This window comes from Candidatus Poriferisodalis multihospitum (assembly GCF_028283155.1).
In the GTDB taxonomy this organism is placed as follows: Bacteria; Actinomycetota; Acidimicrobiia; order Acidimicrobiales; family Poriferisodalaceae; genus Poriferisodalis; species Poriferisodalis multihospitum.
Genome location: NZ_JAPYOK010000033.1, coordinates 16,743 through 29,956, shown reverse-complemented (window position 1 = coordinate 29,956; position 13,214 = coordinate 16,743). Strand labels below are relative to the sequence as shown.

The window sequence follows — 13,214 nt, the reverse complement described above, 5'->3', positions numbered from 1 at the left end:
CTGGGCCAATCGGGTGCGGAACCGTACTGAGCGAGATTAGTGACGTTCATCGCCCCGGCCGCGTATCCGCAGCCGACCGCGTAGCGTGAGCCCATGGCCGACACACTGCTGGAAACACCTGTCGAGGGAGCCGACACGCCCTCGGTTCACCCGCTTTCGATGATGACCGAAGCGGAGGCCCACGCCGCCATCGAGGTGTTGCGACGCAGCGGGCGCATCGGCGCGGACGCGCGCTTTCACGGCTTCTGCATCGCCGAGCCGCCGAAGGCCGAAGTCGCCGCCTGGACCCCCGGCACCGATACCGACCGGCGATTCGAGGTGGTGATTCACGAGAACGGCGAGGTGCACATCGCCGTGGTGTCGGTGACACGCGGCGAAGTGGACTCGTGGACTCACCATCCCGGCGTGGTGCCCCGGGTGGGCATGGCGGAACTGTTCGCCGTCATGGACGCCTGCCGGAAAGACCCGGGCTTCGCCGCCGCACTGGCCAAGCGCGGCATCACCGACCCGTCGAAGGTGCAGATCGACCCGTGGCCCACCGGCGATTACGACTTCGACTTCGAGATCGGCCGGCGCGTGCAGCGCTGCATCGCCTTCTGGCGCCCGAACCCGGCCGACAACGGCTATGCGTACCCGCTCGACGGGCTGATGGTGCACGTCGACGTGGACACGCTCGAAGTGCTGCACGTCACCGATTTCGACCAGTGGCCGGTGGCCTCTGAGCGCGGCAACTATGACGTCGACGCGGTCACCGAGGACTTCGGTCCGATGCGCACCGACCTGCGGCCCATCGAGATCACCCAGCCCGAGGGCACCAGCTTCACCCTGGACGACAACGAGCTGCGATGGCAGAAGTGGTCGATGCGCGTCGTGATGGACGACACCGAGGGCTTGGTGCTGCACCGGATCGCCTATGACGACGGGGGCCGGGTGCGGCCGATCATCGACCGGGCATCGCTGGCCGAGATGGTGGTGCCCTACGGCGACACCCGGCCGTCGCAGACGTTCAAGCACGCGCTCGACTCGGGCGAGTTCGGCCTAGGCCTGATGAACAACTCGCTGCGATTGGGCTGCGACTGCCTGGGCGAGATCGCCTATCTCGACTCCGTGCAGGTATTCGACGACGGTTCGGTCGTGACGACGCCGAACGCCATCTGCATCCACGAGGAGGACTTCGGCATCGGCTGGAAGCACTTCGACTGGCACGCCGACACCACCGAGGTGCGCCGCTCCCGCCGCCTGGTGGTGAGCGCCATCCACACCGTCGGCAACTACGAGTACGGCTTCTTCTGGTACTTCTACCTCGACGGCACGATCCGCTACGAGGTGAAGCTGACCGGCATCCTCACCACACGGTCGCATCGGGAGGGCGACGACCTGACGTTCGCCCGCCAGGTGGCGCCGCACGTGTCGGCCCCGATCCACCAGCACATCTTCTGCGTGCGCTTGGACATGGCGGTTGACGGCAACGCCAACAGTGTCGTTGAGGTGAACACCGAAGCGCTGCCGCCCGGGCCCGACAACCCTCACGGCACCGCGTTCGCCGCCAGAGAGACGGTGCTCGAGAGCGAGTTGGCTGCCCGCCGCAACGTCAACTCGGCGTCCAGCCGGTATTGGAAGATCCAGAGCGCAGACCACATCAACCGGCTCGGGCGTCCGACGGCGTACCGGCTGCTGCCGCCGCCCACAGCCACGATGTTCGCGGCACACGACAGCCCGCATTCCGAGCGTGCCACCTTCGCCCGCCACAACCTGTGGGTGTCGCCGTCGCGTCCCGACGAGCGCTACGGCGCCGGGCGGTTCCCGACTCAGCGCAACGCCGGCGACGGTCTGGAGCGCTACACCGCAGGCGACCGACCGGTGGTCGACACCGACATCACCGTGTGGCACACGTTCGGGATCACCCACGACGCCCGGCCCGAGGACTTCCCCGTGATGCCCACCGAGTACGCTGGCTTCGGGCTGGTGCCCGACGGTTTCTTCGACCGGAACCCGATGCTGGACGTGCCGCCGTCGCCCAACGGCCACTGCGCCTGAGCCAGTCGCGGCCTACTGTGGCCGCATGGCAGGAGCACCCGAAGCCGACGAACCGAACCCGACGGCTACCAGCGCTGAGTCTGTCGACGCCCTGCTGTCGGGCCTGGAACTGGTCGAGCACTTCGCCCCTGCGCCAACCGAGGGCCTGCGGATCGCCCCGTTCCTGGATGCCATCGAGGCACAAGCGGAGACGGCGGACCGGACCCGGTCCGTCTCGTCGGAGGTCATCGAGGCCATCCGCGGCACCGACTTCATGCGCATGTCGGCCACCCGCAACATCGGCGGCGTCGAGGAGACGATGCTGCACATGGGCCGCGAGCTCGAAGCGGTGGCAGCCCGCTGCCCGAGTCTGGCGTGGTGCCTGTGGAACCACCTGTGCGTGTTCCACCTGTTCGTCGGTTCGGTCGGCCCCGAACAGCAGGACTTCCTCACCCACGTCGTGACCAACGGCCAGTGGGTGTCGTTCCCCGGCGGCGCCCGCAGTTCTGTGTACGGCCGCGTCGAGGGCGACCAGGCCATCCTGAACGGCACCGGCCGCTGGGGCACCGGTGCCCGCTACGCCGACTACTGCGGGGTGGCCTTTGCGATCACCGGCGACGACGGCAAGCCGGTGAGGCCCATGGACATCCGCTTCACCATCCTGCCCACCACCACAGAGGGCATGAAGATCGATCCGTCGTGGGACGGCGCCGGGCTGCGGGCCTCTGCTACCGACGACGTCCACTACACCGACGTGCCGGTGAAGCTCAGCGACTGCGTGGCCTGGTTCGGCGCCAACCGGGCAGAGTCGCTGCGCACGGTGCCAGTGGTGCATCACCGCTACCGCGAGGACTGGGTGGGCATCTCCGACCTGTGGCTCTCGTTCATGGCGGTGGGCCTGGTGCGTCGAGCGCTGGCCGAGGCCGCCGACGCAGCCGGAGGACCGCGCTGCGCGAGGGCGGCGCCTTCGACCGCCGCTACCGCGACTTCCGAGCCATGCCGGTGCACATCAATGTGCACCAAGACCGGGTGACCCACCAGTTGGGCCGTCACCTCCTCGGCCTCGAACTCAACCCCTTCTGAACCGGCCAGGGGCGCCTGCGGGCGGTGGCTGCGGGCCCAGATGGGCAAGATTAGGCTCGATAGTTGCTGCTCCGAGATTTGCCTCGCGGGCGCGAACGGAGAGGGAGATCATGCGTTCGAGGACTCTGACACGACTTGCCATTGCCCTAGCCGGCGTGGCGCTGCTGGGAGCGGCCTGCGGCGGCGACAGCGACGACCCTGAGGACGTAACGGCGGCATTCGTGCTGGTGGGCCCGGTCGGCGATGCCGGCTGGAACTGGGCGCACGACCAAGGCCGCCAGTACGCGGAGAACCAGACCGGGGCCACAACGCTGTTCGTGGAGAGCGTCCCGGAGAACGCCGAGGACTTCAAGGCGGTGGCCGTCGACTTCATCGAGAACGAGGACGCGGACGTCATCTTCGGCACATCGTTCGGCTACATGGACCCGATGCTCGAACTGGCTGACGAATACCCCGATGTGGTGTTCGAGCACGCCTCGGGCTTCAAGATGAACGACACCAACTTCGGCAACTTCTTCGGGCGCATGTACCAGCCGCGCTACCTGTCGGGCATGGCGGCCGGCGCCATGACCGAGAGCGGGCAGCTGGGCTACGTCGCAGCGTTCCCGATTCCCGAGGTGATCCGCGGCATCAACGCCTTCACCCTCGGCGTGCGCGAGACCAACCCGTCGGCTGAGGTGCACGTCATCTGGACCTTCACCTGGTTCGACCCTGCGGTTGAGGGCGACTCAGCCAAGGCGCTGCTGGAAGCCGGCGCCGACGTGATCGCCATGCACCAGGACTCGACAGCCGCAGGCGTGGCCGCGCAGGATGCCGGCGCCCGCTGGGTCGCCTACAACTCCGACATGCGCGACTTCGCACCCGACGCATTCATCACCGCACCGGTGTGGAACTGGGGTCCGCGCTACGCCGAGATCATCGAGGCGGTCGCTGCAGGCACCTACTCACCGGGCGCCTACTGGGGCGGCATGGACGACGGCATCGTCGACCTGGCGCCGCTGGCAGACGACGTGCCCTCTGACGTCGCCAGCCAGATCAGCGATGTCGCCGAGCAGATCCGCGAAGGCGAATGGGACGTGTTCACCGGCGAGATCCGCGACCAGGACGGCAACGTCCGGGTAGCCGCAGGCGAGACCATGGACGACGGCCCGATGCTCGGCATGGACTGGTTCGTCGAAGGCGTCGTGGGTGACGCCAGCCCCTGATCCGACTGATCGAACACCACTCAAACCGATGCCGGAACCGGGGGACCCTGCTGTATCCCCCGGTTCTGGTGACGGTGCCGTAGTCGTCGACCTGCGCGGCATCCGCAAGGAGTTCCCTGGAACAGTCGCCTGCGACGGCGCGAACCTCACCGTGCGGGCGGGCACCATCCATGCGCTGCTCGGCGAGAACGGCGCCGGCAAGACCTCGCTGGTCAATGTGCTGGGCGGCGTCTACCTGCCCGACGCCGGCGAGATCTGGGTGCACGGCACCCAACAACAGTTCCACTCGCCCGCAGATGCGATCGCCGCTGGGATCGGCATGGTCCACCAGGAGTTCCGCCTGGTGCCTTCGCTCACGGTGTTCGAGAACGTGGTGCTGGGCTCGGCACCTCGCTACCTGGACATGGGCCAGATCGTCGAGCGTGTCGCCCACCTGGCGGCCACCTATTCGCTGCAGACCGACCCGTCCCGACCGGTGTGGCAGCTCTCGGTGGGCGAGCGCCAGCGCGTGGAGATCTTGAAGGCGCTGTGGCGCGACGCCGACGTGATGGTGCTGGACGAGCCGACCGCTGTGCTGACTCCGGCCGAGGCGGCCGACCTGGGGCTCACCTTGCGCTCCATGGCTGATCGGGGCCGCTCGGTCATCTACATCAGCCACAAGCTCGACGAGGTGCTGGCGGTGTGCGATGAGGCCACCGTGCTGCGCAACGGGGTGACAGTGGCGCAGCCGCGCAGTCTCGCGGGCATCGATCGGTCGGATCTGGCCGAGATGATGGTGGGCGAGGCGGCGGCACAGATTCAGCGGCCCACCGATCAGCCCAGCGGCGACATCGTGCTCGATCTGGAGGGCATCTCGGCGATGAGCGACCGGGGGCTGCCGGCGCTGCATTCGGTCGACATCGACATACGGGCAGGCGAGATCGTGGGAGTCGCAGGCGTCTCGGGAAACGGGCAGCGGGAGCTGGCCGAGGCCATCGCCGGTCTGCGCCCCACCACGGCGGGAGCGATGCGGCTGGCGGGCACGGACGTCACCGGCACGTCCCCCCGGGCTCGATCCCGCGCCGGGCTGGCCTATGTCCCCGAGGATCGGCTGGGTGTGGGCCTGGCGCCCACCATGTCGGTGGTCGACAACGCGGTGGTGCGGTCATACCGGTCGATGCGTCGCAGGATGATGCTGGATCTGCGTCGTTGCGAGGACTTCTGCCGCCGCCTCATCGAGCGTTTCGGCGTGCAGGTGGGACGGGTGCACGACTCAGTGGGCGTGCTGTCGGGCGGCAACCTCCAGCGACTGCTGCTCGGACGTGAGCTGACCGGCGAGCCCAAGGTGCTGCTGGCGGCCCAGCCGACGCGCGGGCTCGACGTGGTGGGCATCGCAGCCATTCAGGCGCAGATCGTCGCCCAGCGGGCTGCCGGCGTCGGGGTTTTGCTGATCTCTGAGGATCTCGACGAGCTGCTCGCGCTGTCCGATCGCCTGGTTGTCATGTATGAGGGGCGCATTGCCGCCCGCCTCGATCCCAGAAATACGACACGAGCCGAGGTGGGCGCCGCGATGGCCGGAGGCGGCGGCACATGACCGACCCCACGCCTGCATTCGCCGCCGACCCAATGGCGCAGCCGCAACTCAGGGGCGGCGGCACATGACCGACCCCACGCCTGCATTCGCCGCCGACCCAATGGCGCAGCCGCAACTCAGGGGCGGCGGCACATGACCGACCCCACGCCTGAACCCACGCACGCTCCGCTGCACACCGTGTCACGCGGGCGAGCTCGCTGGCATCGCGGCCTGATCCGGCCCGTGCTGCAGCGACGCTCCGATGTGGTGCCGGCTGCCCAGGCCATTGCCTTCGTCATCGGCATTGCCGTGGCCCTGGTCGCGGGAGCCCTGCTGCTGCTGGCAGCCGGCAACGACCCGGCCCAGGTGTACGGCCGCATGCTCGACTCGTCGTTGGGCGGCATCAATTCGATCTCACGCACGCTGCTGCGGGCGACACCGCTGGCCCTGGCCGGTCTGGCGGTGGCCGTCGCCGGCTCGATGGGCCTGTGGAACATAGGAGCCGAGGGTCAGATGATGGCGGGGGCCACGGTTGCGGCCGGCTTGGCCATGACGGCGGGAGATCTGCCGGGTCCCGTGTTGATCGTGCTGATGATCGGCGCCGGTGCGGTGGGCGGTGTCGTGCTCATGGCGGGCCCGGCGCTTGCCCGGGCATATCTGGGCGTCAGCGAGATCATCACCACCTTGATGCTCGTCGAGGTCTCCATCCGGGTGGTCGAATGGCTCGAGACGGGGCCGTGGAAGGACCCTGAGTCGCAGGGCTTCGCTCTGATCGAGCCGCTGCCCGATCAGGCCTCGCTGCCTGGTCTGTTCGGACGTGCACACATCGGTGTGCTGATCGCGATTGCGCTGCTGGTGGCGTTCTGGCTGGCGGTGTCGAGAACGGCTTGGGGCTACGAGCTGCGGATGGCCGGTTCATCCCCGGCGACGGCGCGGTATGCGGGCATTTCGCTGCAGCGCAAGGTGCTGACCGCACTCGTGCTGTCGGGCGCCTTGGCAGGACTGGCAGGAGCCGTCGAGCTCACCGGCACTGCGACGCGGCTCGATCCCGGCCTGTCCAACGGGTACGGCTTCGCCGGGATCATCGTGGCAGCTCTGGCGTTGATGCGGCCATCGGGCGTGGCGGCAGTCGCCTTCGTCTTCGGCGCAGTGCAGGTGGGCGGTCAATCCATCCAGACGCTCGGTGTCACGAGTTCTATCGCGACGATCCTTCAGGCCATGATCCTCATCGGCGCGCTGGTCGCGGCCGTGCTGCTCAACTACCGCATCCGGTGGGTGCGGCCCGTCGGCCACGACGCAGAGACATCGGATGTCTGAAGCCGCCGTCGTCGGACTGCTCGTGGCGACCGTCCAGTTCGCCACGCTGGTGTACCTGGCCGGGCTGGGCGAGCTCATCGCCGAGCGATCCGGCGTGCTGAACCTCGGTGTCGAGGGGATGATGGCCATGGGGGCTGTCAGCGGATTCATGATGGCGCTGGCCACCGGCCGGCCCTGGATCGGCTTCGCATTCGCTGCCCTCGTGGGCATGGCGGTTGCAGGCGTTCACGCCCTGGTGAGCGTGGTGATGGGCGCCGGTCAAGTGGTGTCCGGCTTGGCGATCACCATCGGCGGTCTTGGGTTCGCCGCCTTCATCGGTCAGGACGCCGTCCGTGAGCGTGCCGATGCCGTGTTCACCGATCTCGGCATCGCCGGACTCGCCGACATCCGCTGGGTCGGCCCGATCCTGTTCAACCAGCCACCGGTGGTGTATCTCGCGGGCCTCCTGGGCGTTGCAGCCTGGTTCGTGCTGAATCGAACCCGGCTGGGCCTGGCGTTGCGGGCGGTCGGCGAGTCGGCTTCCACCACGGACTCGGTGGGCCATTCGGTGACCCTCCTGCGCTCGGGAGCGGTGCTGGTCGGGGGCGCATTCGCCGGCGCCGCCGGTGCCTTCCTGTCGCTCTACATGGCAGCGGGCTGGACCGAGGGCCTCATCGCCGGCCGCGGCTGGATCGCTGTGGCGAGGCGTTGTCGTGCAACGCATCAACATGTCGCCGCAGTTCGTGGAGCAACTCATCAGCGCCCTGTCCGACAACATGTCCAAGTTCGCTTCGAACCTCGCGCCGTCCAGCCTCGAGACCCTGAACGATCCGAATGACAGCCCCGACGCCTGAGCACCGTCAGCGGTGCGACGCGCGCTGGCGACCCCTGGACCCGGAGCGGTTCTTGCTGCCTCGACGGCGTCCGGATTGACTCTTGGCCGCCGAGTGTTCGAGCGTGCGACGTCGCGTCCGTGATCGCGAGGGCTGCCGGATCTCGGCCACGTCGACCTCCGTGGTCGAGGTCCGAAAGCCGAGCTCTCGCTGCATCGAGGCAAGTTCTTTGACCTTTTCGGGCTCGACAAGCGAGACGACTACCCCGCCCTTGCCAGCTCGGGCGGTACGCCCTGATCGGTGCAGGTACGTCTTGTGGTCGACCGCAACGTCGTAGTGGACGACAGCGTCGACTCCGGGGACATGAATGCCGCGCGCAGCCACGTCAGTAGCAATCAGCGCCTGCACTTTGCCAGTTGCGAAGTCGTCCAGGGCCCTGGTTCGTTGGCTCTGGCTGCGGCCGCCATGGATGGCCGCCGTTGCGATCCCCCGGCGGCCGAGCTGGCGAGCGACACGATCACAGCCATGGCGAGTTCGGCAGAACACCACCGTCGTCCCCGCAGCATCGATCGCCTCTGCGCAGACGTCGACCCGGTCGGTCCTGGCGACCTTCCAGAAAATGTGGTCGGCGGCTGTCACATCCGGGGTCTCGTCCCCGACCTCGTGACGAACCGGATCACGCTGATAGTCGCGCGTCAGCGATGCCACGTCGCCATCGAGGGTCGCCGAGAACAGCAGCGTCTGGCGCTGGGTGGCGGTCTGGTCAAGAAGTCGCCGGACAACCGGGATGAACCCCATGTCAGCCATGCGGTCGGCTTCGTCGAGCACAACCCGGTCCACTGCGGACAGATCCACCGCCCCTTGGGAGATCAGATCCTCGAGGCGTCCGGGGCACGCCACCAGGATGTCCACACCGCGTCGCAGGGACGCGAGCTGCGGGCCGTAGCCCACGCCGCCATAGGCGACCCCGATGCGACGCTTGCCGGCGAACGAGCGCAGCTCCTTCGTGATCTGATCCGCGAGCTCGCGAGTCGGCACGAGCACCAGCCCCTGGGGCCTGTGGGGCTGCGAGCCTCCCGCGAGAGCGACGAGCGGGATTCCAAAGGCGAGCGTCTTGCCGGATCCGGTAGGGGCGCGGCCGCACACATCTCGCCCGTCGAGAGCATCGGCGACCGTGGCCATCTGGATGTCGAATGGCCGAGTGATGCTGCGCTGCGCGAGCGCGCGAACGATGAAGTCGGGGACGCCCAGCTGGGCGAAGGTGGGGGGCATGTGTCTCCTCGCCGACTGCACGCCGGCAATTGACGCTCTTGGCGTCGTCTCAGGCCGCAGATGACGTCGCTGGCCGCTGCGGCCAGCGATGCTCAGCGGCGTATGAGTTCAGACGGGCTTGACGTTTTGGGCTTCGTCGCCCTTGCGGCCGGGTCCGATGTCGAACTCGACCTCTTGCCCTGCCTCCAGCGTCCGGTAGTTCTCACCGACGATGTTGGAGAAGTGGACAAAGACGTCGTCTGCCCCTTCACGGGAGATAAAGCCGAAGCCCTTCTCGTTGTTGAAGAACTTGACTGTTCCGCGCATGTTCTGCCTCTCGAAGCTCGGCCTGGCCGGCCACAGGCCGCAAGGGTACGGCGCGAAGGCCGCGATCAGGCCCGCTATCGCGCGCCGGGCACGAATTCGGCCAGGAACTCGAGCGTCGCCTCGACGAAGATGTCGTTGCGGTCACCGGCCACCATGTGCGCCGCACCGCCCACATTGGCGTAGTGCGCATGCGGCACGGTGTCGAGGAATGACTGAGCGCCTTCCTCGGACAGCACGTCGCTCATACCGCCTCGAACCAGCAGCGTGGGCAGCGTCAGCTTCTCGGCCGCCGCCTGCTGGCGCGGGATGCGCTCGGCGAAGCTGCGGGGCCGGTGCATGAACGCCGGGTCCCAGTGCCAGCGGTAGCGGCCGTCGGGCCAGAGGCGGACGTTCTTGGCGAGCCCGTCCAGGTTGCGCGGCCGTTTGCGATGCGGCTGGTAGTTGGCGATGGCCTCGGCGACCTCTTCGAGCGATGCGAAGCCGTCGGCGCCCTGGGCCATGAAGTCTCGGATCTTGCGCACGCCAGCCGCCTCGATCTGCGGCGCCGTGTCCACCAGCACGAGCGCGAGCGCATCCACGGCACCCTCGCCGACCGCGGTCAGCGAGGTTCCACCGCCCATCGAGGCGCCGACCAGCACCGGTCGTTCGCCGAAGTGCTCCACGATCGCCACCAGGTCGGCTACTGATGCCTCGGTTGTGTAGTCGCCGTCGGGCGCCCAGTCCGAGTCTCCGTGGCCTCGGGCGTCGAGGCAGACGGCCCGGTAGCCGCCGTCGGCGAGCGCCTGACCCGCTCCCTTCCAGGCGTGACGGGTCTGGCCGCCGCCATGCTGCAGCAAGACCAGCGGACCGTCGTCGCCGTAGATGTCGGCGGCCACCTTCACGCCTCCCGACGCATCGATCATGACGTCGGGAATGAGCGAGTCGGTGATGCGCTCGCCGTGCTCGGAGGGGTGGGAATAGACATCCGCGCCGGCCGGCTCCGACGGAACGAAGTCGGGCGCGTCGGCGTCGGCGGGATCGAACAGCGGCTTGCGCTGTTGGTCGCTCATGGGAAGCCTCTCGTTCGCGTCGAAGCTGGTTGATGCAGCCGGCGGGCGCCGGGCCGCTCAGCTTGTCCGGGCGCGGCCGTCAGCCTTGGCTGCGGCCTGGTCACGGCGGCGTGCCTCACCGGCCGCCGCCAGTGCGGCCCGGTTCGAGTCGTCAACGCGCATGAAGTGTTCACGCCAGCCGTTGTTGTCGTCCGCATCCCACACGAACGGCGTCTGCACCGTGGTGCGAGGCATCCAGGCGTGGGTGAGCAGGTCCAGCCCCGTGCCCACGATGGCGCGCTGCATGGCGGCGTCGCCGGGCTTGCCGGTCGGGTTCCCGAGCGGGAAGTCGGTGAACACGAACCGGGCGACGCCGCATTCCTCCACGATGTCGCGAGCGCTGCCGGCAACCACGGTTGGGATGCCGGCTTCTTCCAAGTGACGTGCGATCAGACCGACCGTCTGGTGGCAGACCGGTCAGAGCGGCACAAGAAAGGCGACATCCACGCCGTCTTCGCGCATCCACTCTTCGATGCGGGGCGAGTCGTTGCGCTGCGTGCGACGGTGGCTGTAGTCGGTGGGAATCCCGTAGAAGCGCTCCGACAGCGCACCGATGCGACCCTCGGCCTCGAACTCGCGCAACCGGTTGATCGGCAGGTAGGTGTCGAGATCGTCGGTGTGGGTGTTGTCCTTGTCCCAGAAGAGATCGCTGTTGTACAGGCCATCAAGGGCGTCGTCGCAGCGGGCGGCGTAAGGCTGCTTTGGCCGAGACACGGGCACGCCTGCAGGCTCGCGGCCCTTCTCGAAGAACGAGGTGGTGACCAGCCCGACGGTGCACTCCGACAGCGGCTTCGGCAGCGGCGTGAAGGCAACCTCGTGGCTGTACGCCCACTGGTACGGCTGCGGGTAGCCGTGCGCGGCGTAGTACTCACGCGACTTGTCGATGTAGCTCAAGTACGAGCGGTGCGCACGCCGCCCATCCGGCTTCCGCCCGTTCGTCGCCCGCTGGGTCCGCTCTGTCAACGCCATCGTGTCTCCCCTGCCTGCTTGCGCACCAAGACTGTACGCGCCCGACCCGGCCCGCGGTGGAGGCGACAGGACCCTCTGCGACCAGCGATCCAGCAGGTCGCAACGTCGCCGAGTCTCCTGTCGCCTCCACAGCTATGGCATCTGTGCCTACTGGCTCGAATCCTTAGCCTGAGCGCCATGACCGAGGCCGACGCCACCCCCGCGGACGAGGAAGCCGCATGGGGTGCGGGCGGGCTGACGCTGGGCGGCAGCCTGGCCGATGCCGTCGAGCAGCCGCCGACGGTGTATGCGGCCGTCGGCGGGCAGCAGTTCTTCGACGAGCTGGTGGACCGGTTCTACGACGCCGTCGAGAACGATGAGCTGCTGCGACCGATGTATCCCGTCGACATGGGACCCTCCCGGCACCGGCTGACGGGCTTCCTGGCCCAGTACTGGGGCGGGCCTGCCGACTACAGCGCCGAGCGGGGCCATCCCCGGCTGCGCATGCGACACATGCCGTTCGCCATCGGCGTGGCCGAGCGCAACGCCTGGATGCGCCACATGCTCGCGTCGCTCGAGGCGGCCAGCCTGCCCGACGGGTCGCCGCTCGACCCCGACATTGCGCAGGCCATGTTCGCCCACTTCGACAACGCCGCCACCCACCTCATCAACCAGCCCGGCTGACCGGCCGAAAGCGCTAGAACAGCGGCCGATGGCTGAGACGACCCGGCGCCGAGCGCGTCAGATGTGGGAATGCGTGGAGCGGTATCACCAGCTCTGCTACTGGGCGCCCGAAGTGCGCGATTCGAGCGCAGCGGCGGGGCTGCGGGGATTCTGGATGAACTACTTCGCCACGCGCGTGGCGCCGCTGGGACCAGTGCCTGCAGGCGTCGTGGAATCGCTGTTCTTCTACTACGCCCCCGCCCGCGTGCGGCGCGCCATCCCGGACGCGTGGACGTTCTCGACACCTGATCGGGCACTGGCAGCTCGCTACGACGCCATGGACCAGGCACTGCAGCGAGAGCTGGGCGAATTGGCGAGCAGCGAGGCTGTCGGCCGGAGCGCCGAGATCGTGCGGGCTGCCTGCGATGCCGCTGACCCCGTCGGGCGGGTGCTCTTCGCCGGCTGGTCGTCGCTGGACTGGCCCGACGTGCCGCACCTAGCGCTGTGGCATGGCTGCACCCTGCTGCGCGAATATCGCAGCGGCTGCCACCTGATCGCGCTGGCGGCGGCCAGCCTCGACGGCTGCGAGTCGGTGGTGTCCCAGGTCGCCGTAGACGAGGCGCCCCACGAGTGGATCCAGGAAGAGGCCGGCTGGACCGAGGCTGAGGCCGCGGCGGCCTACGAGCGCCTGCGCAGCCGCGGCTGGGTGGATGCCAATGGACTGGCCACCGCAGCAGGCGTCGCCGGCCGCGCCGATGTCGAAGCCACGACCGACCGGCTGGACAGCTTCCACTGGTCCGCTATCGGCGACAAGGCCGCCGACGCCCTCCTCGCCGACATGGCACCAATCAACGCAGTGCTGCCGAAGGACGACCAGCTCGACTGGCGAGAGCTCTACCCGTCCAATGCACAGCCAGATCCCGGCGCATCCCGGACCAGTTGAACGCTGGCG

General features: G+C 68.3%; 13 protein-coding genes. 8 read left to right on the top strand and 5 right to left on the bottom strand.

Going from position 1 to position 13,214, the window contains the following annotated elements:
- Positions 1 to 93 precede the first annotated feature (93 nt).
- The 6 genes from VI480_RS02655 to VI480_RS02630 all read left to right on the top strand — a co-directional run bounded on the left by VI480_RS02655 (position 94) and on the right by VI480_RS02630 (position 7,990).
- Positions 94 to 2,037, top strand: coding sequence for a primary-amine oxidase (locus VI480_RS02655; protein ID WP_323671267.1), 1,944 nt, complete (start codon positions 94 to 96; stop codon positions 2,035 to 2,037).
- A 25-nt stretch (positions 2,038 to 2,062) separates the two neighbouring features.
- Positions 2,063 to 3,049, top strand: coding sequence for a hypothetical protein (locus VI480_RS02650; protein ID WP_323671266.1), 987 nt, complete (start codon positions 2,063 to 2,065; stop codon positions 3,047 to 3,049).
- 160 nt (positions 3,050 to 3,209) lie between these two features.
- Positions 3,210 to 4,304 carry a BMP family ABC transporter substrate-binding protein gene (locus tag VI480_RS02645; protein WP_323671265.1) on the top strand — a complete coding sequence of 365 codons (1,095 nt, stop codon included), beginning with the start codon at positions 3,210 to 3,212 and terminating at the stop codon, positions 4,302 to 4,304.
- Positions 4,305 to 4,332: 28 nt separating this feature from the next.
- Positions 4,333 to 5,877 (top strand): ABC transporter ATP-binding protein, encoded by a 1,545-nt coding sequence (locus VI480_RS02640; protein ID WP_323671264.1) that lies wholly within the window; start codon positions 4,333 to 4,335, stop codon positions 5,875 to 5,877.
- A gap of 132 nt (positions 5,878 to 6,009) precedes the next feature.
- Entirely contained in the window at positions 6,010 to 7,173 is a 1,164-nt protein-coding gene (locus VI480_RS02635) for an ABC transporter permease (protein WP_323671263.1), read from the top strand.
- Positions 7,166 to 7,990: an ABC transporter permease gene (locus VI480_RS02630; protein WP_323671262.1), complete on the top strand. Its 825-nt coding sequence runs from the start codon at positions 7,166 to 7,168 to the stop codon at positions 7,988 to 7,990. The genes VI480_RS02635 and VI480_RS02630 overlap by 8 nt, the downstream gene beginning before the upstream one ends.
- A 22-nt stretch (positions 7,991 to 8,012) precedes the next feature.
- Here the strand turns inward: VI480_RS02630 and VI480_RS02625 are convergent, their stop codons facing one another.
- From VI480_RS02625 to VI480_RS02605, 5 genes are all read right to left on the bottom strand, one after another.
- Positions 8,013 to 9,257: a DEAD/DEAH box helicase gene (locus VI480_RS02625; RefSeq protein ID WP_323671261.1), complete on the bottom strand. Its 1,245-nt coding sequence runs from the start codon at positions 9,255 to 9,257 to the stop codon at positions 8,013 to 8,015.
- Positions 9,258 to 9,365: 108 nt separating this feature from the next.
- Positions 9,366 to 9,563, bottom strand: a complete 198-nt coding sequence (locus VI480_RS02620) for a cold-shock protein (protein WP_323671260.1) — start codon at positions 9,561 to 9,563, stop codon at positions 9,366 to 9,368.
- A 74-nt stretch (positions 9,564 to 9,637) separates the two neighbouring features.
- Positions 9,638 to 10,612, bottom strand: coding sequence for an alpha/beta hydrolase (locus VI480_RS02615; RefSeq protein WP_323671259.1), 975 nt, complete (start codon positions 10,610 to 10,612; stop codon positions 9,638 to 9,640).
- A gap of 57 nt (positions 10,613 to 10,669) precedes the next feature.
- Complete coding sequence (locus VI480_RS02610; protein ID WP_323671258.1) at positions 10,670 to 11,005, bottom strand: hypothetical protein; 336 nt, start codon at positions 11,003 to 11,005, stop codon at positions 10,670 to 10,672.
- 63 nt (positions 11,006 to 11,068) lie between these two features.
- On the bottom strand, positions 11,069 to 11,620 hold the full coding sequence (locus VI480_RS02605; protein WP_323671257.1) for a hypothetical protein: 552 nt from the start codon (positions 11,618 to 11,620) through the stop codon (positions 11,069 to 11,071).
- Positions 11,621 to 11,797: 177 nt separating this feature from the next.
- Between VI480_RS02605 and VI480_RS02600 the strand changes: the two genes are divergently transcribed.
- Positions 11,798 to 12,283, top strand: a complete 486-nt coding sequence (locus VI480_RS02600) for a globin (RefSeq protein ID WP_323671256.1) — start codon at positions 11,798 to 11,800, stop codon at positions 12,281 to 12,283.
- 28 nt (positions 12,284 to 12,311) lie between these two features.
- Entirely contained in the window at positions 12,312 to 13,205 is an 894-nt protein-coding gene (locus VI480_RS02595; RefSeq protein WP_323671255.1) for an SCO6745 family protein, read from the top strand.
- The last annotated feature ends 9 nt before the right edge of the window (positions 13,206 to 13,214 follow it).